The organism is Nonomuraea fuscirosea, assembly GCF_003001935.1.
Taxonomy (GTDB): Bacteria; Actinomycetota; Actinomycetes; order Streptosporangiales; family Streptosporangiaceae; genus Nonomuraea; species Nonomuraea fuscirosea.
On the sequence record NZ_PVNG01000017.1, the window covers coordinates 150,327 to 174,571 of the forward strand.

A 24,245-nucleotide genomic window follows, 5' to 3' on the forward strand; every position below is an offset into this window, starting at 1 on the left:
CAGAAGGATATGGCGGTGATCCGCAATTTGCGCTGACACCCCAGGGAAGCCTATGACGAACTCAGTGCCTGGGCAGGCCATCCCGCTGCAACCTCGCGAGCGGCGTTCCGCGTCGCACGAGCTCGCGCAGGCCAGGCAGGCCCTGCTGAATCTGCGTGCCCGCAGGGCGGAGCAGGACCGGGTCGCGATCCGGCCGGTCCCCCGGGACCGGCCGCTGCCGCTGTCCTTCGCCCAGCAGCGGCTGTGGTTCCTCGACCAGTGGTTTTCCAACCGCCCGGTCTACAACTCGCCGTTCGCGCTGCGCGTACGAGGCGTCATCGACGCGAACGTGCTCGGCCGGGCGCTCACCATGGTCGTCGCCAGGCACGAGTCGCTGCGTACTCGCTACGACGCGGAACGGGGCGTCCCCTACCAGATCATCGACCCGCCCCCGGAAGCCGTCGACGTGCCCCTCGTGGACGTCACGGGGTTCCCGGAGGAAGTCCGGTACGAGCGCGCACGCGACGAGCTGACCGACCTCGTACGGATGAGCTTCGACCTGGCGCGCGGGCCGCTGCTGCGCACCCGGCTCATCAGGATCGCCGCCGACGACCACCTGCTCGGGATCTCCATCCACCACATCGCGACCGACGGCTGGTCCGGCGGGATCTTCATGCGGGAGTGCGTCGCCTGCTATGAGGCCGTCCTCACCGGGTCGACCGCCGGCCTGCCCGCGATCGACGTCCAGTACGCCGACTACGCCGTCTGGCAGCGCGAGCAGCAGTCCAGCGCGTACCTCTCCCGCCAGCTCGACTACTGGCGGGAGAGGCTGGCCGGCTTGCCCACCCTCGACCTGCCCACGGACCGGCCCCGCCCGGCCGAATGGAGTTTCCGCGGCCAGACGATCACTCTTCACCTGCCGGAGGAGCTGCGGCTCGGGCTGGGGCGGTTGGCGCGGGCCGAGCAGGCGACCATGCTCACAGTGACGCTGGCCGCGTTCACCGCGCTGCTGTCACGCCACACCGGGCAGGACGACATCGTGGTCGGGTCGATCTTCTCAGGCCGGACCACAGCGGAGATCGAGCCGCTGATCGGCTTCTTCGCCAACACCCTCGTGCTGCGTACCAGCACCGCGAGCGACCCGACGCTCAGCGAGCTGATCGCCCGCACGCGCGACGTCGTGCTCGGCGCCCACCTCAACCAGGACGTCACCTTCAACCGGCTCGTGGACGAGCTGGCCCCCAGCCGGGACGCCAGCCGCAACCCGTTGTTCCAGGTCAGCTTCACGCTGCAGCACGAGTCGCAGGCCGAGGCCGCGGTGGGCGGCCTGACCATCCGCTCCGAACCGGTCCAGATCGGCACGGCCCGCTTCGACCTGGCCGTGCACGTCACCGAGTTCCCCGGCGACGGGCTGGAGCTGTGGGCCGAGTTCTCCACCGAGCTGTTCGACCCCGGCCGGATCCGGCGACTGCTCGATCAGTACGTCCACGTGCTGCACCAGGTCGTGGCGGATCCCGGTGTCCGGCTCGGCCGCCTGGAACTGCTGACCCCCGGCGAACTGGCCGCGACGATCGAGCAGAGCAGGTCACCCGCGCGACCGGGCGTCGCGGACCGCTGCCTGCACGAGTTGTTCGAGCGGCAGGCCGACGCGGACTCCGGGCGGTCCGCCTGCCGGTTCCTCGGCAAGACCACCACGTACGGAGAGCTCGACCGCCACGCCAACCGGCTCGCCCACCTGCTCCGCTCTTCCGACGGGGCCGTCGGGCCGGAGTCGGTGGTCGGCGTGCTGCTCGACCGCGGACCCGACCTGCCTGCCGCCCTGCTGGGGATCATGAAGGCGGGCGGCGCGTACCTGCCGCTCGATCCGCAGCACCCCGTCGATCGCATCGCGTATGTGCTGCGCGACGCCGGCTGCCGGACGGTGCTCACGTCCCGGCGCCTGACGGGGCTGCTGCCCGGCGACGTACGGGCCGTCGTGCTCGACGAGCCGTCGGTACGCCAGGCGCTGGACGAGTTGCCGGACGACCGGCTCCCCGCCACGGCGGGCCCGCGCCACGCCGCCTACCTCATCTACACCTCAGGATCCACCGGCCGGCCGAAGGGGGTGGTGGTGGAGCACCGCCAGATCGTGAACTTCACGCTCGCGGTCCTGGAGATGTTCCGCCTGACGCCGGCCGACCGGCTGCTGCAGTTCGCCAACCCGGCCTTCGACACCAGCGCGTTCGACTTCTACGGCGCGTTCGCGGCCGGCGCGACCCTGGTCCAGGCCCCCGCGGTCACGCTCCACGATCCCGCCGCGCTCACCGAGCTGATGCGGGCGGAACGCGTCACGGTCACGGACCTGCCGCCCAGCGTGCTCGCCGAGCTGGATCCCGGCGCCCTGCCCGAGCTGCGGGCCCTGTTCGTCGGGATGGAGCCGTTCCCCGGAGAGCTCGTCAACCGGTGGAACGTCCCGGGGCGCGAGTTCCACAACGGCTACGGCCCGACGGAGGCGACGGTAGCCTGCGTCGACCATCTGTGCCCAGACGGGCGGCTGGACGCGATGCCGCCGATCGGGCTGCCGATGGCCGGCTGCGCCGCGTACGTCCTGGACCGGTCGGGGAATGTGGTTCCGCCCGGCGTGACCGGTGAGCTGTACATCGGCGGCGACTGCGTCGCCCGCGGCTACCACGGCCGCGCGGCCCTGACCGCCGAGAGCTTCCTGCCCGACCCCTTCGGCGCGCCGGGATCGCGCATGTACCGCACCGGCGACCTGGCTCGCAGGGGTGAGGACGGCACCCTCATGTTCCACGGACGGGCCGACTCACAGATCAAGATCCGGGGTCTGCGCATCGAGCCAGGGGAGATCGAGACGCTGCTCCGGGAGCATCCGCAGGTCGAGCAGGCCCTCGTGACGGCCTGCACGGATGGGGACGGGCCGCGGCTGGTGGCCTACGTGGTCCCCGGGCCGGGAGCCACGCCGGGAAGTGTGCCGGACGTCGCGGAGCTGCGCGGGCACCTGTCGCGCCGGCTGCCGCCGTACATGGTGCCGGCCGCGTTCGAGATGCTCGACTCCTTTCCGAGGAACGTCAACGGCAAGGTCGACCGCGCCCGGCTGCCCGTTCCGGACCCGGGTGCCCCGGCCGCCGCGTGGATCGCCCCGCGTACGCCCATCGAGGCGCGGCTGGCGCAGGCGTGGGCGGAGGTCCTGGGCGTCGAGAAACCCGGGGTCGAGGACGACTTCTTCGCGCTGGGCGGCAACTCCCTGAAGTTCGCGCAGATCGCGGCCAGGGTCCGCGAGGACTTCCACGTGGACGTGGAGCTGCGGGACCTGTTCTCCCACCCCACGATCGCGGGCCTTGCCGAGGTCCTGGAACCGCCGCAGGACGGGCACGACGGCGAGGGCCGCTGATGGAGCACAGGAACGTGACGGCCGCGCCCGGAAGACGGCCAAGGGGGGAAGGCACGCGATCACGGGACATTCTCACCCCGCTGCACGGCAGGGGTAGGCGTCCCGCGCTGTTCCTGGTGCACCCGAGCGGCGGTTCGTCGGTGCCCTACCTCGCGCTCGCGCGCCACCTGGGGGACGACCAGCCCTCTTATGGCGTCGACGCGGTCGGCCTGGACGGCGGGGCGCCGCTGACGAGCGTGCCGGCCATGGCCGAGAGGTACCGGGAGGCGATACGGACCGTCCAGCCGCACGGTCCCTACCACCTCGCCGGCTGGTCCGTGGGGGGCGGATTCGCCCACGCGGTGGCCACGCGCATGCGCGCCCTTGGCGAGCCCGTGGCGCTGCTCGCCCTGATCGATGCCCCGCCGCCGCCCGAGATCGAGTCGGCGCCGGACAAGGCCGAGGCGCTCGCCCGTTTCGCCGAGAACGTCGCGCTCACGGTGGGGGCGCCCCAGCCCCTCGTCGGGGCCGCTGAGCTGCGCGCCCTGCCGCCCGCCTCGCGTATGCCGCTGGTGTTGCGCCGGCTCGCCGACGCGGGGGTGTCGCCGCCCGAGGCGGCGGACTTCATACGGGCCCGGGCGGCGGTGTTCGAGGCTCTGCTCACGGCCTGGGCCCTGTGGCGTCCCGACCGCTACGACGGCCGCATCGACGTGTTCCAGGCGGCCCTCGCGGGCGTCGGGGACGGCGTACGGGGCTGGTCCGCATGGACGTCCGGGGACGTGGTGCGCCACCGCGTGCCCGGCGATCACTACAGCATGATGCGTTCCCCGCAGGTGGAGTCGCTCGCCGACGCCCTGCGCGCGCAGATCGACCGAGACCTGTGATGGGAGTCCCATGCGGCACACGTATATCCCGGACACCACGCTGACGGAGGGCCAACGCGCCTTCCGCGCCGACGTACGCGCCTTCCTGAGATCCGACAAGGTGCGGCGGTCCGTGGAGACGATCAGGCGCTGTCCACCCGACCGGGAGGCGGGTCCGTTGGAGGTGTACCAGTGGCTGGGAGAGCGCGGCTGGCTCGCGCCGAACTGGCCGGAACGGTACGGCGGCGCTGGCCGCGGCGTGGCGGAGGCCGCGATCGTGACCGAGGAGATGTGCCTGGCCGGCGTGCCGGACGACGCCCACGTGCTCAGCGTCGACATCGTCGGGATGTTCCTCCTCCACGTCGGTACCGAGGACCAGCGGCGGCGGATCCTCCCCTCTATCGCGAGCGGCGAGCGGATCGCGACCGTGTTGTTCACCGAGCCCGGTTGCGGCTCCGACCTGTCACGGCTCACCACGCGGGCGGAGCCCGACGGCGACGGCTGGCGGCTGCACGGCACCAAGATCTACAACCAGAAGACGCAGTTCAGCGACGTCGGCCTGTGCGCGGCACGTACGTCGGAGGGTCCCGTGCCCTACCACGGGATCACGCTGTTCCTGGTTCCGCTGGACTCGCCTGGCGTCACGGTCAGGACGATCGAGAACATGACCAACGACCGCTTCCACGAGGTTGCCTTCGATGGGATCCGGCTGACCGAGTCCGACGTGGTCGGCTCCGTCGATGACGGATGGCGGCTGCTGAACGAGATGCTGGTCCTGGAGCGTACCGGCATCGACTTCCACGCCAAGATCCGCCGCTGGCTGGACTCGGTCGTCACGGAGGACCTCCTGAGCGATCCCGTGCTCGCCGCCCGGCACGCGGAGCTGGACGCGCACCTGCGCGCCGCCCACGCGCTCGCCTGGAGGGTCATCACCGAGATCGGCAACGGCCGCCAGGATCCGGCGACGGCGGCCATGGCGAAGTGGTACGTCACCGAACAGGCCCGTGACGTGATCCGGTTCTGCCTTGACGCCACCGGCCTGCCCGGCCTGCTCAGCTCCTGGGACCCGGACGCCCCTGATCTGGGCCTCGTCGAGGCTGCCTGCCGGTACGCGCCCACGTACCGGCTGGGTTCGGGCACCTCCGAGGTCATGCTGTACATCATCGCGACCTCCGCCCTGGAGCTGCTGTGACGACGGCGCGGGCGGCAGCGGACGAGGCGGACCTGTTCGACGCCGAGGTGGCGCCGCTGATCAGGCGGCTGGGGGAGCGAGCACGGGGCCGCGCCGAGCCGATCGACGTGGACGACGCGGCCGTCAGTGCGGCGGTCTGGCGCGGGCTCGCGGGCCTCGGCGTGCTTTCCGGAGGTGCCGGCGCGCCTTCGCAGGACCCCGGCATGCCGCCTGGAACGGAGTCGTCAGGCGACGGCCGGGGACTGCTGGCCAAGGCGCGGTTGCACGAGCTGATGGGCAACGCGCTGTACCAGAGCCCGTACTTCGACATGGCGCTGGCCGCCGACATCATCGGCGCGTACGTGCCCGCCGGCCTGCTGCCCGGCCTGGCCGCCGGAGACGTGACGATCGCCGTGGCGGCGCTCGCGCACGACGCCGACGCCCCCGGGCCGCTGGAGATCGACGAGACCGCGGGCAAGGTGAGCGGCGTACGGCGCTTCGTGTCGTACGCGGCCGGCGTCGATCATCTGCTGGCGGTGGGCACCGGCGACGGCGGCCGGCTCGCCGTGGTCCTCGTGCCGCGCGACCAGCCGGGCGTCACCCTGCGCAGGCAGGACGACCTCGGCCGCGGCGACCTGTACGAGGTCCGCTTCGAGAACGCCTCGGAGCTTCCCGGCGGCGGCGTACCGGCCGAGGGATGGGCGGAACTCTGGCGGGTGGCGCTGGCCAGGGCCCGGCTACGCCGAGCCGGCTACCTGACCGGCCTGGCCCTCGGGGCCCTCGACCTCAGCGCGGACTACGCCCGCCGCCGCCGCGTCTTCGGCGGGCCGCTCGCCAAGCTCCAGGCCCCGGCCTTCCGCCTGGCCTCACTCGCCGCGCGCGTGGAGGCGGTCCGTACGCTCGTCCACCGGACCTGCGCCGAGGCCGACGCGGTCGCCGACATCGAGTTGCCCGCCTGCCAGGCGCTGATGCTGGCCGCCGAGCTCGCCGTGGAGACGGCCGCGGAGGCGATCCAGATCCACGGCTCGTACGGCCTCACGGAACGCTGTGACGCGCAGCTGTTCTACCGCCGCGCGATCGTCGACTCGATGCTGCTCGGCACCGGCCGCGACCTGCGCCGCCGCACCGCCGAACTGCTCGCGCGAACGGCGGAGAAAGGGGACCAGGCGTGATCGCGCGCGGCATTCTGGACACCATCGGCGATACCCCGCTCGTGCGGCTGGAGCGGCTGTTCCCCGAGCTGGACGCGCAGGTCTTCGCGAAGGCGGAATGGTTCAACCCGGGCGGCAGCGTCAAGGACCGCGCCGCGCTCAGCATGTTGCTGGGCAAGATCGAGAGCGGCGAGCTCGCGCCGGACCGCTCGGTGGTGGTGGAGTCCAGCTCAGGAAACCTCGCGATCGGGATCGCGCAGATCTGCCGCTACTACCGGCTGCCCTTCGTCTGCGTGGTCGATCCCAGGACCACTGAGCAGAACGTGGCCATCCTGCGCGCCTTCCGGGCCCACGTCGAGATCGTCACCGAGCCCGATGACCGCACCGGCGAGTACCTGCCCGCCCGGATCCGCCGGGTCAAGGAGATCGTCGGGAACCTGCCGGGGGCGTACTGGCCGAACCAGTACGCCAACCCGCTCAACGCCAAGGCGCACGAGCGGACGATGCACGAGATCGCCACGGCACTGGATGGCCGCGTGGACTACCTCTTCTGCGCCACCAGCTCCTGCGGCACTCTGCACGGATGCGTGACCTACGTGCGGGAGCACGGCCTGTCCACCACGATCGTGGCAGTGGACGCGATGGGCAGCGCCATCTTCGACGGCGATTCCAGTTCCTCCCGGCTCATTCCAGGATACGGAGCCTCGGTCCGTCCGGCCTTGCTGGAGCCGGAGGACGCCGACGGGGTCGTGCACGTGTCCGACCTGGAGTGCGTTGTCGCCTGCCACCGGCTCATGTGGCAGGAGGCGATCCTGGCCGGCGGTTCCTCCGGGGCGACGGTCGCCGCGCTCCAGCGCATGAGCGACCGGATCCCGGCCGGAGCCAACTGCGTCTGTGTCTTCCCCGACGGCGGCGACCGTTATCTCGACACGATCTACTCCGCCTCCTGGGTTCGGCGCAACTTCGGCGACGCCGAGCATGAGTTGTTCCCACCCGACGAACTGGAAGGCGGCGTCCGTGATCATCATTCGCCATGAGGACGTCGAAACGATCCTGACCGGCCGCGAAGCCGAGCTGGTCGATCTCGTCGATCACGCTTACCGCCTGCACGACGAGGGGCGCACCGCCGTACCGCACTCGGCGTTCCTGCGCTTTCCCGAGAGCCGCAGGGAACGCATCATCGCCCTTCCGGCCTTCGTCGGGGACGACGAGCAGGTGGCGGGGGTCAAGTGGGTCTCCTCGTTTCCGGGGAACATCGGCAAGGGCTTACCCCGCGCCCACGCGGCGATCGTGCTGAACTCGACCGAGACGGGACGTCCCGAAGCGTTGATCGAGGGGTCCCTGATCTCGGCCAAGCGTACGGCGGCGAGCGCGGCCCTCGCCGCGCGGGTGCTGCTGGGCGGCGAGTTCCCCCGTCATCTGTCCCTCGTCGGTTGCGGCGTCATCAACGAGGAGGTACTGCGCTTCCTCACGGCGCTACGGCCGCACTGGCCCGAGGTGACCCTCTACGACCTCGACCGGGAGCGGGCCGCGGCGTTCGCCCGCCGCTGCGCGGAGATCGTGCCTGGCACCCGCGTGACCGTGGCGGCCGACGCGGCGGGCGCGCTCGCCGCCGGCACGCTGATCTCGATCGCGACGACGGTGTCGGAACCCCACCTGGACACGGCCGCCTGCCGGCCCGGCAGCCTCATCCTGCACCTGTCGCTGCGCGACCTCACGCCCGAGGCCATCCTCGCCGCGCAGAACGTGGTGGACGACCCCGACCACGTCTGCCGAGAGCTGACCTCGCTACACCTCGCGGAGCAGCTGAGCGGGGATCGCCGGTTCGTCGGCGCGTCGATCGGCGCCCTCCTGCGGGCGGGCGGGGCGTACCGGCGCGACCCGGCCAAGGTCACGGTCTTCTCGCCGTTCGGGCTCGGTGCCCTCGACATGGTCCTGGCGCGCTTCGTACGGGCCGCCGCTCGGAAGGAAGGGCGCGGCCTCGAGATAGCGGATTTCCTCCCACAGTCGACCGATCAGGAGCGAAGGTGAACGACACACAGGACGACGAGCAGCAGTACCTCGTCGTCGTCAACGACGAGGAGCAGTACTCCATCTGGCGCGTCGGCGCGGAGGTGCCCGCCGGCTGGCACGCGGACGGCACGCGAGGAACCCGGGCGGAGTGCCTGGCCCACATCGACGAGGTCTGGACCGATATGCGCCCACTCAGCCTGCGCAGGGCGATGGAGGAGGCGGCACCCCTCGATGAGACGCAGGGACGTCACGACGGATTGGTTCGGTAGCAGCGCATGCCCACACGGATCATCGGCATCAATCTCAGCCATGACAGCAGCGTGTGTCTTGTCGAGGACGGGCGGGTAGTCTCCGCCCTCGCTCTGGAGCGCACGACCAGGGTGAAGCGGGGAACCGTGCCGCTGTCGTCGTACGCGCCGGCCATGGCCGACCTCACGGGCGAGCTGGTGGCCGCGGCCGGTCTGGCCCCGCACGACGTGGACTACTGGATCGCCACATCCACGGAATCCAGGGACGAGGAGGACGAGCGGCGCCTGGCCAGCGTGCTCGGCCTGCTGGTCCCCGCGGAGCGGCAGCTGGCCCTGCCCCATCCCGGCCACCACCTGGCGCACGCCGCCGCGGCGTTCCACTCCTCCGGGTTCGACGAGGCCGTGGCGGTGGTCGTCGACGCTTACGGCTCGCTGATGCGGCCCGGGCGGGAACGCGAGAGCGTATTCGTCTTCGGTGCCGGGGATGTCCCGCGTACGGTGCTGCGGCACGTACGCGACCTCGACCGCATCGCCGGCCACCGCAAGAACGGCAGGATCTGGATACCGGAGCCGCTCAGCGGGATCGGGGAGCTGTACCGGGTGGTCACGCTCGCGCTCGGGTTCAACGAGTCGGGCACCACCTACGACGACGCCGGTAAGACCATGGGACTGTCCTCCTACGGGCGGCGTCTGTCGGACGAGGACCTGTTCATCCGTACCGGGCCGGACGGCATCTCGTTCGACGGGGCCGTGGACTCGCTGGTCGAGCTCGGCCTGGCAGCCAGGAGGGAGGACGGACTACGGCTGATCCCGCGCGCACCCGACGCGCCGCTGCAGGACTTCCACAAGAACCTGGCTGCCCAGATCCAGTCCGAGTTCGAGGAGGCGTGCCTGTATCTGACGAGGCAGAGCATGGACCTCGCCGGGACCAGGTCGCTGGTGCTGTCCGGAGGGTGTTTCCTCAACTCGCTGCTCAACACCCGCATCGCCAGGGAGACGGAGGTCGAGCGGCTGTTCGTCTACCCGGCCGCCACCGACGACGGCAACGCGGTCGGAGCCGCCCTGTACGCCTACCACCATCTCATCCAGGAAAGCGCGCGTACGCCGCAGCGCCCCGGGCCCCCGCTCAGGGACGTTTTCCTGGGGCCGCCGCGGCTGACCGGTCCCGGCAACACTCCTGACCGGATCCCGCGCCTGGCGGAGAGCTGGCGGCATCCCGTGCACCGGCACGACGACCTGAGTGCCGCCGCCCACGCCGCGGCCGAGGCCATCGCGCGTGGCGAGATCGTGGGCTGGTTCCAGGACCGCGCCGAGTTCGGCCCCCGCGCCCTCGGCGCGCGCTCCATTCTCTGCCATCCGGGAATCGCCGGGATGAAGGACCGGCTCAACGCCCGGGTCAAGTTCCGCGAGTCCTTCCGCCCCTTCGCGGCCTCCGCACTGGCCGAGCACGCCCACAAGTGGTTCGACATGCCCGCCCCGGACGCGCCGTTCATGTTGACGGTGTGCCCGGTCCTGCCCGCCCAGTGCGCGACGATCTCTGAGGTCGTGCACGTGGACGGTACCTGCCGCATCCAGACCGTGGACGCGGACCTGCCGGGCGGCCTGCGCGAGCTGATCGAGCACTTCGAGGACGCGACCGGCCTTCCGCTGGTGCTCAACACCTCCTTCAACCTGCGCGGGATGCCGCTGGTGGAACGCCCGGAAGAGGCGCTCGACTGCCTTTTCGGCTCCCGTCTCGACCGGCTGTTCGTCGGCGCGTACGAGTTCGCGGCGCCCGACTTCACCGCCCTGCGCCCCGTACGCGAGCGAGGCGAGATGCGCCTGAGCATCGACCTGGCCGCCAGCGGGTCATTGCTGGCGGACGAGGCGTTCCTCACCTCCGAGGCCACACACTCGGGGCGTGTGCCGCGGCGGATCAGCGTCATGGAACTGCGCCTGCTCGATTACGCCGACGGCGCGACCAGCCTGGGCGAGATCGCCGACCGCTGCGGCCTGGACCGCGACGTGGCGACGGACATGGTCCTCGAACTGCGGCGCCACGGCCTGCTGCGGTGGAGCGGCCTGCCAGGACCGTCGCTGCCGACCTTCCCGGTCCAGCAATACGTCCCCACGACCTCGGACACATGACGACGCCGGACGCCCGGCGGGCGCCGCAGTCGGGGACGCCCAGAGAGCCCGGCTGATCACCCTGCCGACCGGGCATGAACCACCGGACCCAGCAGGCCCGGTGATCCTCCGGCGGGCCTGTGTCTTGTCTGTCTTTGTCGGCTCGTGCGTCCAGGAACGACTCAGGAGCTTCGGGACCTGATCGTGCGCCGATCCCGGATGGGGCCATCGACGGGTGCACGGGGAGCTGGTGCGGCTTGGGTTCCAGGTCGGCGAGGCGACCGTGCGGCGCATCCTGCGCTCGCACCCTTTTCTTCGTAAGCCGTTCGACGTCTTCCGCCTGCAGGTCGGCTACGACAAGACCACCCACACGGCACCTGCACGGTGACCCTTACAAGCGAAACCGTCGACATCGCCGGCGTCCTCTCGGACGAGGCTCTACAAAAGCCGAACGGGCACCTGACGGTGCCCGTTCGCGTGAGGAAGTCCTCCTGAGAGTGAGGACCAACGCGCGCCCATGAAGGACCTTCGCCTCATCCGCGGCTCTGCGTCGCTTGCCACGCTGGAAGCAGGCGAGTCATGCGGAAGGAAGTGCTGGTCCTGGGCGGGAACTTCGGCGGGCTCAACGCCGCGCTCGGCGTCAAGCACGAGTTGGAGGGGGACGTGGACGTCACCGTCGTGTCGGCCGCTGAACGTTTCCTGTTCAACCCGTCGCTCATCTGGCTGCCGTTCGGCAGGAGATCCCCGGCCGACATCACCTTCCCGCTGGCGCCGACCTTCGGGATGCACGGGGTGGAGTTCGTGCACGCGGCGGCCACGGTGATCGACCCGCAGGCGCGGGTCGTGCACACGACCAAGGGCGTCCACAACTACGACTACCTGGTCATCGCCACGGGCTACCGCAACACCTTCGACGTCCTGCCCGGGTTCGAGTCCGCCGACGGGGTGTACACGATCACCACGCTGGAGGACGCCATCAGGCCGGGGGAGGAATGGCGCCGGTTCCTCGACGATCCCGGCCCCGTGGTGATCGGGGCCACGCAGGGGGCGGGGTGCTTCGGCGCCGCGTACGAGTTTCTGTTCGACACCGCCTACCAGGTGAAGAAAGCGGGGCTGCGCGGGCGGGCGCCGCTCACGTACGTGACCGCCGAGCCCTTTCTGGGACAGTCCGGCATCGGCGGACTGCCGGGCGGCGAGAAGCTGCTGAGGATGTTCTGCAAGAAAGAAGGCATCCAGACCGTCACCGGGGTGGCGATGCAGGAGCGCGCGCCGGGCAAGCTGCGACTGGCCGACGGGCAGGATCTGCACTATGCGTACGCGATGATCGTGCCGCCCTTCACCGGCCAGGACGTGGTGGCCGCGGTGCCCGGTCTGGCCGATGACAAGGGGTTCGTGCCGGTACGAGACACCTACCAGTCCCTCGCCTACCCCGAGGTCTACCCGGTCGGGGTCGCCGCCGCGGTGCAGGTGCCCTGGACCACCGCCATCCTAGCCGTCTGCGTCATGGACGCCGGCGCCAACGGGGTGATGATCCTGGCCGACCGGATGCTGCCGCCGCGCAAGTTCGGCGTCATGATCCCGAGGCCGCAGTCGCATCTCGCGAAGCTCATGTTCGAGAAGTACTTCGTGTGGAAGTCCCGCCACGGCTACGTACGGCTCCCGTAACGGCGTGCCGAGAGTGAGAGGAGTGCGTCATGTCCACAGCCGTCGAGCCTCGAGATGCTGCCGGAGCGGACGGCTGGGGCCTCGCTCCAAGGCTGACCAGCGAGGAGGTGTGGCGGGAGTTGGGCAGAGCGTCGTTCGCGGTCGTCGGGCACGTCACCCCGGAGGGGAGGCCGCGCTCCAGCGGCGTCCTCTACATGATCGCCGATCACCGGATGTACGTGGTCGTGGCGGCCGACAGCTGGAAGGCCCGGCACATCGGGATCGGCGGGCAGGTCTCGGTGACGGTGCCGATACGGAGGGGCGGGCTCATGTCGCTCCTCGTGCCCATCCCGCCCGCTACCGTCAGCTTCCACGGGACAGCGGTCGTGCACCCGGCGGGCAGCCTGGAGGGCGGCGCTGTCGGGAGGAAGCTGGCCCGCATGCCGCCCAGCGAGCGGCGGGCGTCGTGCCGCGTCATCGAAATTGTGCCGGAAGGCTGGTTCGTCACCTACGGCATAGGCGTCTCGCTCATGCGGCTACGCGTCCCGGATCTCGCGCGGAGCCGCGTGCCCGTGGCTTGACGGCTCCGCGGCCCTTCCCGGAGCCAGGGCTCTGGGCCGCCACGCTGTCCTCGGCCCCGGCGGGTGTCGTAGTCTCGTCATCGCCCACTCCTCGATCCGTTCCTGCTCCCGAAGGCCACGAGGATGAAGGCCAAGGACGTGATGTCGGTTCCCGTGGTCTCGGTTCCTTCCGGCGTGACCGCCGGCGGCTTCCTCCTTCCTGTCGGCGTGAAGGAGCCGCGAGTCGTGCGTAGCGTGGCGTTCTTCGCTCTGGTCTTTCTGCTCACCGTCCCGTTCCTGGTCCTCGGAACGGTGGCCGGGACCCAGATCCTGCCCGGCCTGCCACTGACCGCGCTCGCGGCGGTCTGCCCGGTCGCCGCCGCGGTGATCCTCGAGTATCGGCGCGGTGGCGGGGCCGGCGTGGGAGCGTTGCTGCGGCGATCTTTTGACTTCCACAGGATCGAGCACAGGGGCTGGTACGTTCCCATCCTGCTGCTGTACCCGGCCGTGCTGGTGGCCTCGTTCATCCGCCTTCGGCTGATCGGGATCGAGGTGCCGGTCCTGCGGATCGCTCTGGTGCCGGTACTGGCGATGGCGGCCGCGTTCTTCATGAGCGCCTTGTGCGAGGAGCTCGGCTGGTCCGCCTACGCCGTCGATGCGCTGCGGGAACGGTGCGGCGCGCTGAGAACGGCCCTCATCGTGGGCGTGGTGTGGGCCGTCTGGCACTGGCCCGCCCTGCTCCAGGCGCACCGGGCCCTGTCGTGGATCGCCTGGTGGTCACTGGCTACCGTGGCGGCGCGGGTCATCATGGTGTTGCTGTACGACAACACCGGCAGGAGTGTCTTCGCCGTGACGCTCTTTCACGCGATCTCCAACCTCGGCTGGCAGCTGTTCCCCGTCCACGGGTCGTACTTCGACCAGCCTTCGGTCGCGGTCATCATGGCCGCGGTCGCTGTCGTCATCGCGGTCATCCTCGGCTTCGGGGTGCGGATCGAGCCCGCCATGATCGCCGGAATGCTCGGCGCGATCGTCGCCGGGGTCGCGTGCTTCACGGTGCTCGGCGCGCTGGTGGTGGCGTTCGTCCGCAAACAGCAGACCGTCGGCGCACTCACCCTCGGCACCTTCCTGCCGCTGGCCTTCGTCTCCGACGTGTTCGTCATGGGCGGAGAGCTGCCCGGAGTGCTGAGCACCATCGGCGACCTCTTCCCGCTCAAGCACCTCTCCCACACGCTGCTCGCCGTGCTGGACCCGGTCGGCCGGCCATGGCCGTGGGCCGACCTGGCCGTGATCGCCGCCTGGACGCTCGCCGCGGCGGCGGTGCTGGTCCTCAAGGGAGGCAGGTGGACGGCCGTCCGGTGAGCAGCGGCCTGACGCGATGGTGACCAAGGTCCTCTTGCCCGCGGACGTACGGCACCGCCACCCCGCCCGCTCTGCGGCGGCCTCACAGCCGACCCGCACGGGGCGGGGTGGCGGTGCCGTAGAGGCGCTTGGCATGGCGAGCGTACAGGCGCGGGGCCAGCAGCGGCATGATGAGCCGGGCCGCCGGCGGCGCATGAGAGAGCACCTCCTTGACCACGTCGGGATCACCCTCGTACATGCCCATGCCGAACACGAGGGGCAGGTCCTTCTTGGGGCTGTTCGACAGGCTGTGCTCACCGAGCTGGGCCCATTCCGCGGCGGTGACGACTTTCGCGGCCAGCGGAAGGATCTCCTCTTCCTCCACGGCCATGTGCTCCTGCAGCCGGTCGCGCAGCACCTCGAAGGCCTCAGCGAGACGTTCACCGTTGTGAGCCGTGGCCGTCCACGCCGGCAACAGCTCCTTCACCTCCTCAAGGGCGGCCTCGATCCCGTGGTGCTGATCCTCCACCTTCGGCACGAAGATCGAGGCCTGCGCACCACCGCGCTCCAGCAGAAGCGGCCAGAGAATGAGGTCCTCTCCCTCATGGTGCAGATGCAGGACGACACACATCAGCGCGGCATGCCTCCCCACCACCGTCGAGCGATGCGTGTCGCCCGCGGTCACCTCGCGTACGAGCTGGGGAAGAAGCCCGAACTCCCGGCGCATCATCGTGTGCACCATGAACATGTCCCGTACGTCAGCCATGGGCTGGTTCACTACGACCTCATTTCGCGGCTGTTCCCGTGGTCCTGATCAGGCACGACCGTCCCGGCAGCGGGATCGGCCCAACCTTCCCGGACAGCAAGATGCGGTGACCGCGCCGAAAGTTCGATTTCGGCTTCATGTTGTTCTCGCGGGGCCCGGTGGTCCCGCGCGGAAAGGCGCGAGAAGCTAGCCGGCGCGCATCCACGGCGGGAGGCGGAACGTCGACTCCGCGTACGGTGTCGGCGCGATGACCCGATGCCGCCCGTCCTGGATCTGGAAGACCAGATGAGCCTGTCCGAGCGAGGGGTCGGGAATCTCGTCGGGAAAGGCCGCGCTGGTCTGCCCGCCCCTGTCGAGGTCGTAGGCGCCGTTCACTCCCCGGTAGACCATGGTGCGTAGATTGCGGGCCACGCGCCCGAAGTCGTGCGGGCGTCCGTGCGCCGACCAGGCCAGAGCCAGCAGGTTGATCTGGTCGTAGGCCACGCTGGCCGCCGACCTGCCGGGCGCCGTTCCGTACCGCCTGGCGAAGCGCTCGGCGAACGCGCGCCCGCGGCTGTCCCCGTACCGGCCGGTGACGGTCGCCCAGACCACGCCCTCGGCCGCCTGGCCCGCGAGTTCCAGGTACTGGGGCACGGCAGGCGTGTACACCATGTAGACCAGCGTCGGCGCGGGCTCTTCCGCGAACGCGCGCTGGAACGCCGCCGCCTGCTCCGGCAGGTGGTGGGTGACCATCACCGAGCCCGGTGCGTGCTCGCGGATCGTCCGCAGCACCCGGCTCCAGTCGTCGTACGGCGGCTCCATCCGGATGAGGAAGTCGATGCTCAGCCCCGCCCGCTCGACCAGCCGGACGGTCTCCTCGCTGAAGGTCTGGGTGTCGGGCATCGTCGTCTCCACGAACCCGACGCTGCGCCTGCGCAGCCGCATTCCGCGCAGGAAGCGCGCGAAGCCCTTGCCGTAGTTGCCGCGGGTGGGGCCGGTCTGGAAGATCCGCCCGAATCTGCCCGGTTCGTCCCGCACCCACTCGGCCTGCAGGTCGCTGGTGCCGATGTTCAGGTACGGAGCGCCGTAGTCGGCCGCGAGCTCGTAGGAGGCGCGCTCGTCGGTCAGCAGGTAGCCGCCGACGATGGCCGGCACCTGCCTGGCCGCCAGCTCCGCCAGCCCCGCGGCGGCCGAGTCCGCGTCGAGCGAGTCCACCGCGCTCACGTACGTGCGCAGCGGCCTGCCCGCGACGCCGCCGCGCGCGTTCAGCTCCTCGACGGCCAGTTCGGCGCCGCGCCGCATCTGCTCGCCGTCCTGGCTCGACGCTCCCACCAGCGGCAGCAGCAGTCCGATCTCGTAGGGCGTCGGGGATCTGCGCGGCGCGACACCGGCGGTGGCGAACCGGGGCAGCGGCCCGGGCTCGCGCATCAGCCGGTCGACCGCGCCCACGGCCAGCGCCGTCAGCTCGGGGCACGGGCCGGGAACGGGCAGCCTGAGCAGCCCGTGATCCACGGCGAAGGCGGCCACGCCGCTGCGCGTCGCCTGCCCGAGCTTGGCCAGCACGCTCTCCACCTGCTTGGACACCGTGCGCGGGCTGGTGCCGAGGTACCGGGCGACCGCGGTGTTCGTCAGGCCGCCCGCCAGCAGCGTCAGCACGTCCAGCTCGCGCGGCGTCAGCCCGTACGGCGGCCTCACCTGCGCCGCCGTGACCACGACGTCGCCCGTCTCCCGGGTGACCGTCATGCAGACGTGTGACCAGACCTCACCGCTCTCGGCGGCCGGAGAGCCGGTGCCCGGCTCGATCGCGACAAACGTGACCGCGTCCCGGCCCGACCGCAGCAGTGCCGTGGCGGCCCGTGCCAGCAGCGGCCGGCCGCGCAGGTCGGGTCCGGCGTGGTCAAGGCGCTCGACCTGGCCGTCGGCGGAGACGCGCGCCATGCCCGGCGGGCAGTCGGACGCCTCCTCATAGCTCGGTCGGTGCGGCATCTCCATAGGGTAAATGACGTATTGCCGCAGATGGTGGTCCGTGTCACCTTTTCTCCATCCAAGAGAGAGGAACGCGATGAGACTCGGGGTGGAGTGCGGCGGCACCTTCACGGACCTGGTGTTGCTGGACGATTCCGGGCGGCTCGCGGCGACGGGGAAGGTGTTCTCCACTCCTTCCGACCCCTCGCTCGCGGTGCTGGAGGCGATCGGCGCTCTCCAGGCCGTCGATCTGCGGGGCGCGCCGCTGTTGCACGGGTCCACTGTGGCGACCAACGCCGTGCTCGAACGCAAGGGCCCGCGCCTGGGCCTCATCGTCACCCAGGGCTTCCGTGACGTGCTCGAACTGCAGCGGCACGACCGCGACGTCATGTACGACCTGCACTACCGCAAGCCGCGCCCCCTGGTGCGCCGCGAGCTGGTACGCGAGGTGCCCGAGAGACTGGACGCCGGCGGCAAGCCGCTCATCGCGCTCGACGAGCGGGCGGTACGTGACGCGGTCGCCGAGCTGGCGGCGCTCGGCGTCACCTCGATCGCGGTGTGCTTCCTGCACAGCTACCGCAACCCGGCCAACGAGCAGCGCGTACGCGAGATCGTCTCCGAGATCGCACCCGCGCTCGACGTGTCGCTGTCCAGCGAGGTCGTGGCCGAGTTCCGCGAGTACGAGCGGGCCAGCAGCACCACGGTGGACGCCTTCGTCAAGCCGACCGTCGACGGCTACCTCAGCCGCCTGGAACGTTCCCTGGCCGAGCGCGGCATGGGCGAGCTGTCGATGATGCAGTCCAACGGCGGTGTCGTGCCTGCCGCTTACGTGCGGCGACGTCCGATCCACGTCCTGCTGTCCGGCCCGGCGGCCGGCGTGGCGGGGGCGGTGGCGGTCGCCACGGCGGCCGGGATCGACGACATCGTCACCATGGACATGGGCGGCACCAGCACGGACGTCTGCCTGGTGACCGGCGGCAGGCCACAGATCACCACCGAGTCGATGATCGACAGAATCCCGGTCAAGCTGTCGATGGTGGACATCGCCACCGTGGGCGCCGGAGGCGGCAGCATCGCGGCGCTCGACCCCGGCGGCATGCTCCAGGTGGGACCGCGCAGCGCGGGAGCGGATCCGGGACCCGCCTGCTACGGCCGTGGCGGCACCGAACCGACGGTGACCGACGCGAACGTGGTGCGCGGCCTGATCCGCCCCGGCCACTTCCTCGGCGGCCGGCACACCCTGGACCGCGAGGCCGCGCTCTCGTCGCTGGGTGTCGTAGCGGCAGAGCTCGGACGGACGCCCGGCCAGCTCGCCGAGGACATCTTCCGCATCGCGAACGTCGCCATGGCCGGCGCCATCCGCCTGGTCTCCACCGAACGCGGGCACGACCCGCGCGAGCACACCCTCGTCGCCTACGGCGGCGCCGGCCCGCTGCACGCCGCGGCGGTCGCCGACGAACTAGGCATCACCACCGTGCTGGTCCCCCCGCACGCCGGCCTCATGTCCGCCTACGGCCTGCTCAGCTCCGACTTCCAGCGCCGGTTCGCGGTGACGCGGGTCGACGAGCTGGACGGACTGGCACCCGGCGAGCTGGCCGAGGTGTTCGGCGAGCTGCTCGCCGACGGCATGGCCGAACTGGCCGAGCAGGGTGTGGGCCCGGAGGGCGTGGTCGTCGAGCAGGAGCTGGACCTGCGCTACCGAGGGCAGGGATTCGAGCTCACCCTGCCGGTGCCGTCCGGCGTGAGCCCGCAGGAGGCGGCTCGGCTGTTCCACGAGACGCACGCGCAGCGCTACGGGCACAGCACTCCGGACAAAGCCGTGCAGGTAGTGACCTACCGGCTGACGTTGCGGGTGCCGCGTACCGACACGAGCCTGCCCGCCGTCGCGGTGGAACCCGGCGAGCGGCACGAGGCCCTGCCGGTCGTCATCGGCGGCGAGGAGCGCGTGTGCGCCTTCGTGTGGCGCGCCTCGTTGCCGCCCGGCTTCAGCGTCGAGGGACCGGCGGTGGTCGAGGAGGACACCTCCACCACCTACGTGCCGCCCGGCTGGGCCGCCACCGTGGACGAAGCCACCAACCTCCGGCTGACTCGAGGAGCCTGACATGCCCGTCGACCCCGTGACCCTGAACATCGTCGGCACCGCCCTGGCGGCCGTTCCCCGCGAGATGGCCGCGAACCTGCGGCGCGCCGCCTTCTCCTCCGTGGTCCGTGAAGCCCGCGACTTCGCGGTGGCGCTCGTGGACCCGCGCGGGAACGTGGTCAGCCAGGCCGAGGCCATCCCCATCATGGCCGCGGGCATCTCCCACGCGATCGCCGCCGTGCTGGCCGAGATCGACCCGGCCACCCTCACCGACGACGACGCGATCCTCTACAACGACCCCTTCCGCGGCGGCCAGCACCTGCAGGACATCTACCTGTTCACGCCGATCTTCCACCAGGGCAGGCTGGCCGGGTTCGGCGCCAGCGTCGCCCATCACGTGGACATCGGCGGCGGCGAACCCGGCCTGACCGTCAACGCCAAGGAGATCTTCCAGGAGGGGCTGCGCCTGCCCGGCCGGCCGTTCTCCGTCTCACGCGACTGGCACGGCGGCTTCGTCGAGCAGCTCTTCCGCCTCAACGTCCGCGTCCCCGACCTGGTCGTCGGCGACCTCAACGCGCAGTTCGCGGCCAGCAACGTGGCCGCGGAACGGTTGCGGGAGCTGGTCACCAGGCACGGCTTCGAGCTGACCGCCGCGGTGATGGACGAACTGCAGAACTACGCCGAGCGGCGGCTACGCGACTCCATCGCCGAGATCCCCGACGGCGACTACACCGCCGAGGAGATCATCGACGCCTCCACCTGGGGCGGCGACCGGCACCACGTCAGAGTCGCGGTGCGGGTGCGCGGCTCGGACCTGGAGGTCGACTTCGCCGGAACAGACCCGCAGGTCCCCGCGAACGTCAACTGCCCGTTCGCCTCCACGGTCTCCTCCGTGCAGAGCGCGATCAGGGGCCTGCTGCGCGACAAGGACATCCCCTTCAACGAGGGCTGCAACCGGCCCATCACGGTCACCGCCCCGTACGGGTCCATTCTCAACCCGGCCGCGCCCGCCGCGGTGCGCGCCAGGCTCACCCCGGCCAGCCGCGCCTTCGACGCCGTCATCAGGGCGCTCGCGGAGGCCCTGCCCGACCGGGTCGTCGCCACCGGCTACGACACCACGAGCGCGGCGGCGCTCAGTTACCTCGATCCCGACAACCATGAATACGCGGTCGTCATGGAGGTACTCGGCGGCGGGTGGGGCGCGGGCCCGGCCGGCGACGGGGCCGACGGCCTCGACAATCCCATCTCCAACTGCTCCAGCGCTCCCGTCGAAGCACTGGAGATCGACTACTCCCACTTCCGGGTGACGGAGTTCGCGCTGCTGCCCGGCTCCGGCGGGGACGGCCGCACGCGCGGGGGGCTCGGCTTCGTCCGCACGTACGAGGCCACCAGGGACGGCGTGACCTTCTCCGCCTACTCCGATCGCCACCGCTACGGCGCCCGCGGCCTGTTCGGCGGCGAGGAGGGCGCGACCGGCGGGCTGGAGGTCACCCGGCATGACGGAACCGTGCAGCGGCTGTCCCACATCGACGCGGTGACCCTCGCCGCGGGCGAGCGGGTCAGCCTGCGCACCGGGGGCGGCGGGGGCTACGGCTCACCCGCAGAACGTCCCCACGCACACCGCGAGGCCGACCTGCGCGACGGCCTGACCACGAAGGAGACCCCCCGATGACCACCTCCCCGCAGATGCGCAGGGTGGCGCTCGCCTCGGCGCTCGGCACCAGCATCGAATGGTACGACTTCTTCATCTACACGACGGCCTCCGCCCTGGTCTTCAACCAGCTGTTCTTCCCCACCCTGTCGCCCGTCGCGGGCGTCCTGTCGGCGTTCGCCACCTACGCCGTCGGCTACATCGCCAGGCCGCTCGGCGCCGTCGTGTTCGGCCACTTCGGCGATCGGATCGGGCGCAAGAAGTCGCTGGTCTGGACACTGCTCATGATGGGCATCGCCACCTTCCTGGTCGGCCTCGTGCCCACGCACGCGAGCATCGGCAACCTCGCTCCGCTGCTCCTGGTCGTGCTGCGCTTCGTCCAGGGCATGGCGGTCGGCGGCGAGTGGGGCGGCGCGGCGCTGCTCTCCGTCGAGCACGCACCGCGGGAGCGGCGCACGTTCTTCGGGGCGTTCGCGCAGATCGGCTCACCGGTCGGACTGCTCCTCGCCACCAGCATGTTCGCGGTACTGAACGGCACCCTGAGCGCCGAGCAGTTCGCGGCGTGGGGCTGGCGGCTGCCGTTCCTGATCTCCATCGTGCTGGTCGTGGTGGGCTTCGTGGTACGGATGAAGGTCGCCGAGACGCCGGACTTCGAGCAGTCCGCCCCGCGTTCCGACGTCCTGCCGATCGTGCAGTGCCTGCGGACGTCCTGGCGGCAGATCGTGGTGGGCCTCGGCATCTTCGTCGGCGGTTTCGCCGCCTACTACGTGCTCACCACGTTCATGCTCGCCTACACCACGACCCAGCTCGGGCTGTCCAGATCGACCGCGCTGGCGGGACAGATCGTGGCCGCGGTGGTGGAGGCGGCGCTGATGTTCGTCTTCGCCTCGATGGGCGACAGGTACGGCAAGGGCAAGGTCATCGCCTGGGGCGCGGTCGCCGGGCTGCTGTGGGCGGTGCCGCCGTTCTGGTTGTTCGGCACCGGCAGCGCCCTGTGGCTGTGCGTCGGGGTCGGGGTCGGGCTCGTCGGCGTGACCGCCACCTACTCCGTGGGAGCGGCGTACGTGGCCCAGCTTTTCGCGCCGCGCGTGCGGTACACGGGAATGTCCCTGTCGTACCAGCTCGCCGGAGCGATCGGAGGCGGGCTGGTGCCGCTGTTCTCGACGGCGTCGCTGGGGTGGAGCGGCGGTCACTACTGGCCGGTCGCCCTCGTCACCGCGGTGTTCTACGCGTTCACCCTCATCTGCCTGCGCATCGGACGTGCGCGCGAGCAGGCCGCCGCGATCCCTGCCGCGCAGGCGGCGGCGCTGTGACGGTGAACGGCGAGGTCTCCTACTGGTACCGCGAGATCGGCCTGCCCGCCAGACGCCCGCCGCTCGAACGCTCCCTCGAAGCCGACGTGTGCATCGTCGGCGGCGGCTACACGGGCCTGTGGACCGCCTACTACCTGAAGCAGGCCGATCCCGGCCTCAGGATCGTCGTGCTGGAACGCGTGTTCGCCGGCTACGGGGCGTCCGGGCGCAACGGCGGCTGGATCTCCGCGGCCCTGGCCGGCTCGCGTCGCCGCTTCGCCGCCACGCACGGCCGTCAGGGCGTCATCGACCTGCAACAGGCCATGAACGCCAGCGTGGACGAGATCATCGCGGTCGCCGCGGCCGAGGGCATCGAGGCCGACATCGTCAAGGACGGCCTGCTCCGTGTGGCGCACGCCCCCGCCCACCTTCCCCGGTTGCGCGCCCAGGTCGCCGCCGCCCGCGAGTGGGCGGACGACGTGACGCTGCTCGACGCCGAGCAGACGGTCGCCAGGATCGGGGTCGCGGGCGCGCTCGGAGCCTCCTTCACTCCTCATTGCGCACGTGTCCAGCCCGCCAAGCTGGTGCAGGGGCTCTCCCACGCCGTCGAGCGGCTCGGCGTGCGGATCCACGAGTCCACGCCGGTGACGGACATCGCGCCGCACCAGGCGATCACGCCGTACGGGACGGTGCGAGCGGCGTACGTGATCAGGGCGACCGAGGGATTCACCGCCGGCCTGCCCGGCGAGCGGCGCACGTGGCTGCCGATGAACTCCTCGCTGATCGTCACCGAGCCGCTCGGCGACCGGGTGTGGGAACGGATCGGCTGGCGCGGGGCGGAACTGCTCGGCGACATGTCCCACGCCTACATCTACGCCCAGCGCACCGCGGACGGCAGGATCGCGATCGGGGGGCGCGGCCGGCCCTACCGGTTCGGGTCGCGGACGGACCACGACGGGCGCACCCACGCCTCCACCGTGCGGCAGTTGCGCGAGGCGCTCGTCCGCCTGTTCCCCGCCGTGGCCAGGGCGGAGATCGCGCACGCCTGGTCAGGGGTGCTCGGGGTGCCGCGCGACTGGTGCTCCACCGCGGGGCTGGATCCCCGGACCGGGCTGGGCTGGGCGGGCGGCTACGTCGGCCACGGGGTGGCGACGACGAACCTGGCCGGTCGCACACTGCGCGACCTCGTCCTGAGACGGCAGAGTGAGCTGACCGGCCTGCCCTGGGTAGGCCGGCGGGTCAGGAAGTGGGAGCCGGAACCGCTGCGCTGGCTCGGGGTGCAGGGCATGTACGCCGCCTACCGGGAGGCGGACAGGCAGGAGACGACGGGCGGCCGCGTCACCACCGCGCCGATCGCCCGGCTGGCCGACCGGGTGGCCGGCCGCGAGTGACCCCTTTCCTTTCGCCGGGGCAGGGTGTCAGCCGCCTTGCCCCGGCGAAAGGGCCGGTTTCTCAGTCCATCTGGTCCTGGTGCTCGATGCCGAACTTCGCGTCGAACACGATCGACGTCGAAGTCGCGCGGAGCACGGTGGAGTCCGCGACGGACACGTACTTGTCGTTCTCCAGCGACTTGATGGTGCAGTAGGAGTTGGTCCGGCACACGACGTCGAACTTCTCCCAGGGGCCGACGGCGGTCGCGCGTGCGCGGAGCATGCTCTTCTGGGAGCCCGTGTAGTCCACTTCGACGCTCACGTAACGTGACGAAGCCAACGAGCGGATGGTGTCGTACTTGCTGCCCAGGCAGATCTCGAACTGCTCCCAATCACCCTCTTTGGCGGTGGCCGTCCGGGCGAGAAGCGCGCCGTAGCCGGCGCCCTCCCAGTCGAGTTCGGCGCTGACCAGACGGTTGTTCGCCCAGGCGCCGATCCAGCCGTTGAAACAGCCGATGGGCGCGGCGGCGGTGTCGGCGCTCGCCGCGGGCACCGCGGTCAGCGCGATCGCTCCGGCCGCCACGGTCATGCCGATCGTGCGGGAGATACGTGCGAGGTTCATGCTTCCTGCTTTCTGTGATGGCGCGCCGCTTTCCGCGGCGGCTGATGGCAGAGCTCTGTAGGCGGCCCCGTCCACCG

The 24,245-nt window shown here is 71.0% G+C and carries 19 protein-coding genes; 16 read left to right on the top strand and 3 right to left on the bottom strand.

Going from position 1 to position 24,245, the window contains the following annotated elements; genetic code table 11:
- Nucleotides 1–52 precede the first annotated feature (52 nt).
- From B0I32_RS35000 to B0I32_RS35050, 12 genes are all read left to right on the top strand, one after another.
- A complete protein-coding gene (locus B0I32_RS35000; protein ID WP_106247102.1) occupies nucleotides 53–3,370 on the top strand; it encodes a non-ribosomal peptide synthetase in 3,318 nt (1,105 codons plus the stop codon).
- Complete coding sequence (locus B0I32_RS35005; RefSeq protein WP_106247104.1) at nucleotides 3,370–4,233, top strand: thioesterase domain-containing protein; 864 nt, start codon at nucleotides 3,370–3,372, stop codon at nucleotides 4,231–4,233. Before B0I32_RS35000 ends, B0I32_RS35005 begins: the two co-directional genes overlap by 1 nt.
- Before the next feature lie 10 nt (nucleotides 4,234–4,243).
- Nucleotides 4,244–5,404 (top strand): acyl-CoA dehydrogenase family protein, encoded by a 1,161-nt coding sequence (locus B0I32_RS35010; protein WP_106247105.1) that lies wholly within the window; start codon nucleotides 4,244–4,246, stop codon nucleotides 5,402–5,404.
- On the top strand, nucleotides 5,401–6,555 hold the full coding sequence (locus B0I32_RS35015) for an acyl-CoA dehydrogenase family protein (protein WP_106247107.1): 1,155 nt from the start codon (nucleotides 5,401–5,403) through the stop codon (nucleotides 6,553–6,555). The genes B0I32_RS35010 and B0I32_RS35015 overlap by 4 nt, the downstream gene beginning before the upstream one ends.
- Nucleotides 6,552–7,571 carry a 2,3-diaminopropionate biosynthesis protein SbnA gene (sbnA, locus tag B0I32_RS35020; RefSeq protein WP_106247108.1) on the top strand — a complete coding sequence of 340 codons (1,020 nt, stop codon included), beginning with the start codon at nucleotides 6,552–6,554 and terminating at the stop codon, nucleotides 7,569–7,571. The genes B0I32_RS35015 and sbnA overlap by 4 nt, the downstream gene beginning before the upstream one ends.
- Nucleotides 7,552–8,565, top strand: a complete 1,014-nt coding sequence (gene sbnB / locus B0I32_RS35025; protein ID WP_106247109.1) for a 2,3-diaminopropionate biosynthesis protein SbnB — start codon at nucleotides 7,552–7,554, stop codon at nucleotides 8,563–8,565. The genes sbnA and sbnB overlap by 20 nt, the downstream gene beginning before the upstream one ends.
- Nucleotides 8,562–8,816 carry an MbtH family protein gene (locus tag B0I32_RS35030; RefSeq protein ID WP_106247111.1) on the top strand — a complete coding sequence of 85 codons (255 nt, stop codon included), beginning with the start codon at nucleotides 8,562–8,564 and terminating at the stop codon, nucleotides 8,814–8,816. The genes sbnB and B0I32_RS35030 overlap by 4 nt, the downstream gene beginning before the upstream one ends.
- 6 nt (nucleotides 8,817–8,822) lie before the next feature.
- A complete protein-coding gene (locus tag B0I32_RS35035) occupies nucleotides 8,823–10,922 on the top strand; it encodes a carbamoyltransferase C-terminal domain-containing protein (RefSeq protein ID WP_106247113.1) in 2,100 nt (699 codons plus the stop codon).
- A 229-nt stretch (nucleotides 10,923–11,151) separates the two neighbouring features.
- The gene (locus B0I32_RS58055) at nucleotides 11,152–11,289 is read left to right on the top strand and encodes a hypothetical protein (RefSeq protein ID WP_181308110.1); all 138 of its coding nucleotides are present in this window, start codon (nucleotides 11,152–11,154) and stop codon (nucleotides 11,287–11,289) included.
- Nucleotides 11,290–11,480: 191 nt separating this feature from the next.
- Nucleotides 11,481–12,566, top strand: coding sequence for an NAD(P)/FAD-dependent oxidoreductase (locus B0I32_RS35040; RefSeq protein WP_106247114.1), 1,086 nt, complete (start codon nucleotides 11,481–11,483; stop codon nucleotides 12,564–12,566).
- Nucleotides 12,567–12,595: 29 nt separating this feature from the next.
- Nucleotides 12,596–13,126: a pyridoxamine 5'-phosphate oxidase family protein gene (locus tag B0I32_RS35045; RefSeq protein WP_106247116.1), complete on the top strand. Its 531-nt coding sequence runs from the start codon at nucleotides 12,596–12,598 to the stop codon at nucleotides 13,124–13,126.
- A 225-nt stretch (nucleotides 13,127–13,351) separates the two neighbouring features.
- Nucleotides 13,352–14,464, top strand: coding sequence for a CPBP family intramembrane glutamic endopeptidase (locus tag B0I32_RS35050; protein ID WP_181308112.1), 1,113 nt, complete (start codon nucleotides 13,352–13,354; stop codon nucleotides 14,462–14,464).
- Between the two features lie 82 nt (nucleotides 14,465–14,546).
- Here B0I32_RS35050 and B0I32_RS35055 read toward each other — a convergent pair whose 3' ends face one another.
- Both B0I32_RS35055 and B0I32_RS35060 read right to left on the bottom strand, forming a co-directional pair.
- Nucleotides 14,547–15,209, bottom strand: a complete 663-nt coding sequence (locus tag B0I32_RS35055) for a hemerythrin domain-containing protein (RefSeq protein WP_106247275.1) — start codon at nucleotides 15,207–15,209, stop codon at nucleotides 14,547–14,549.
- Nucleotides 15,210–15,395: 186 nt separating this feature from the next.
- Nucleotides 15,396–17,174 carry an ABC transporter substrate-binding protein gene (locus B0I32_RS35060; protein WP_181308114.1) on the bottom strand — a complete coding sequence of 593 codons (1,779 nt, stop codon included), beginning with the start codon at nucleotides 17,172–17,174 and terminating at the stop codon, nucleotides 15,396–15,398.
- A gap of 76 nt (nucleotides 17,175–17,250) precedes the next feature.
- Here B0I32_RS35060 and B0I32_RS35065 point away from each other — a divergent pair, with 76 nt between their 5' ends.
- Genes B0I32_RS35065 through B0I32_RS35080 form a run of 4 tightly spaced genes read left to right on the top strand, consistent with a single transcriptional unit; the run spans nucleotide 17,251 to nucleotide 23,567 of the window.
- Complete coding sequence (locus B0I32_RS35065; protein ID WP_181308116.1) at nucleotides 17,251–19,254, top strand: hydantoinase/oxoprolinase family protein; 2,004 nt, start codon at nucleotides 17,251–17,253, stop codon at nucleotides 19,252–19,254.
- Between the two features lies 1 nt (nucleotide 19,255).
- Nucleotides 19,256–20,905, top strand: coding sequence for a hydantoinase B/oxoprolinase family protein (locus B0I32_RS35070; protein WP_106247122.1), 1,650 nt, complete (start codon nucleotides 19,256–19,258; stop codon nucleotides 20,903–20,905).
- The gene (locus tag B0I32_RS35075) at nucleotides 20,902–22,197 is read left to right on the top strand and encodes an MFS transporter (protein WP_106247124.1); all 1,296 of its coding nucleotides are present in this window, start codon (nucleotides 20,902–20,904) and stop codon (nucleotides 22,195–22,197) included. The genes B0I32_RS35070 and B0I32_RS35075 overlap by 4 nt, the downstream gene beginning before the upstream one ends.
- Complete coding sequence (locus B0I32_RS35080; RefSeq protein ID WP_106247126.1) at nucleotides 22,194–23,567, top strand: NAD(P)/FAD-dependent oxidoreductase; 1,374 nt, start codon at nucleotides 22,194–22,196, stop codon at nucleotides 23,565–23,567. Before B0I32_RS35075 ends, B0I32_RS35080 begins: the two co-directional genes overlap by 4 nt.
- Nucleotides 23,568–23,628: 61 nt before the next feature.
- Here the strand turns inward: B0I32_RS35080 and B0I32_RS35085 are convergent, their stop codons facing one another.
- Entirely contained in the window at nucleotides 23,629–24,168 is a 540-nt protein-coding gene (locus B0I32_RS35085; RefSeq protein WP_106247127.1) for a fascin domain-containing protein, read from the bottom strand.
- Nucleotides 24,169–24,245 lie beyond the last annotated feature (77 nt).

Bases quoted from the DNA above. Each gene is read 5' to 3' on its own strand.
- B0I32_RS35000 (WP_106247102.1), top strand. From the start codon at position 53: ATGACGAACTCAGTGCCTGGGCAGGCCATCCCGCTGCAACCTCGCGAG.
- B0I32_RS35005 (WP_106247104.1), top strand. From the start codon at position 3,370: ATGGAGCACAGGAACGTGACGGCCGCGCCCGGAAGACGGCCAAGGGGG.
- B0I32_RS35010 (WP_106247105.1), top strand. From the start codon at position 4,244: ATGCGGCACACGTATATCCCGGACACCACGCTGACGGAGGGCCAACGC.
- B0I32_RS35035 (WP_106247113.1), top strand. From the start codon at position 8,823: ATGCCCACACGGATCATCGGCATCAATCTCAGCCATGACAGCAGCGTG.
- B0I32_RS35040 (WP_106247114.1), top strand. From the start codon at position 11,481: ATGCGGAAGGAAGTGCTGGTCCTGGGCGGGAACTTCGGCGGGCTCAAC.
- B0I32_RS35045 (WP_106247116.1), top strand. From the start codon at position 12,596: ATGTCCACAGCCGTCGAGCCTCGAGATGCTGCCGGAGCGGACGGCTGG.
- B0I32_RS35055 (WP_106247275.1), bottom strand. From the start codon at position 15,209: ATGGCTGACGTACGGGACATGTTCATGGTGCACACGATGATGCGCCGG.
- B0I32_RS35060 (WP_181308114.1), bottom strand. From the start codon at position 17,174: ATGCCGCACCGACCGAGCTATGAGGAGGCGTCCGACTGCCCGCCGGGC.
- B0I32_RS35065 (WP_181308116.1), top strand. From the start codon at position 17,251: ATGAGACTCGGGGTGGAGTGCGGCGGCACCTTCACGGACCTGGTGTTG.
- B0I32_RS35070 (WP_106247122.1), top strand. From the start codon at position 19,256: ATGCCCGTCGACCCCGTGACCCTGAACATCGTCGGCACCGCCCTGGCG.
- B0I32_RS35075 (WP_106247124.1), top strand. From the start codon at position 20,902: ATGACCACCTCCCCGCAGATGCGCAGGGTGGCGCTCGCCTCGGCGCTC.
- B0I32_RS35085 (WP_106247127.1), bottom strand. From the start codon at position 24,168: ATGAACCTCGCACGTATCTCCCGCACGATCGGCATGACCGTGGCGGCC.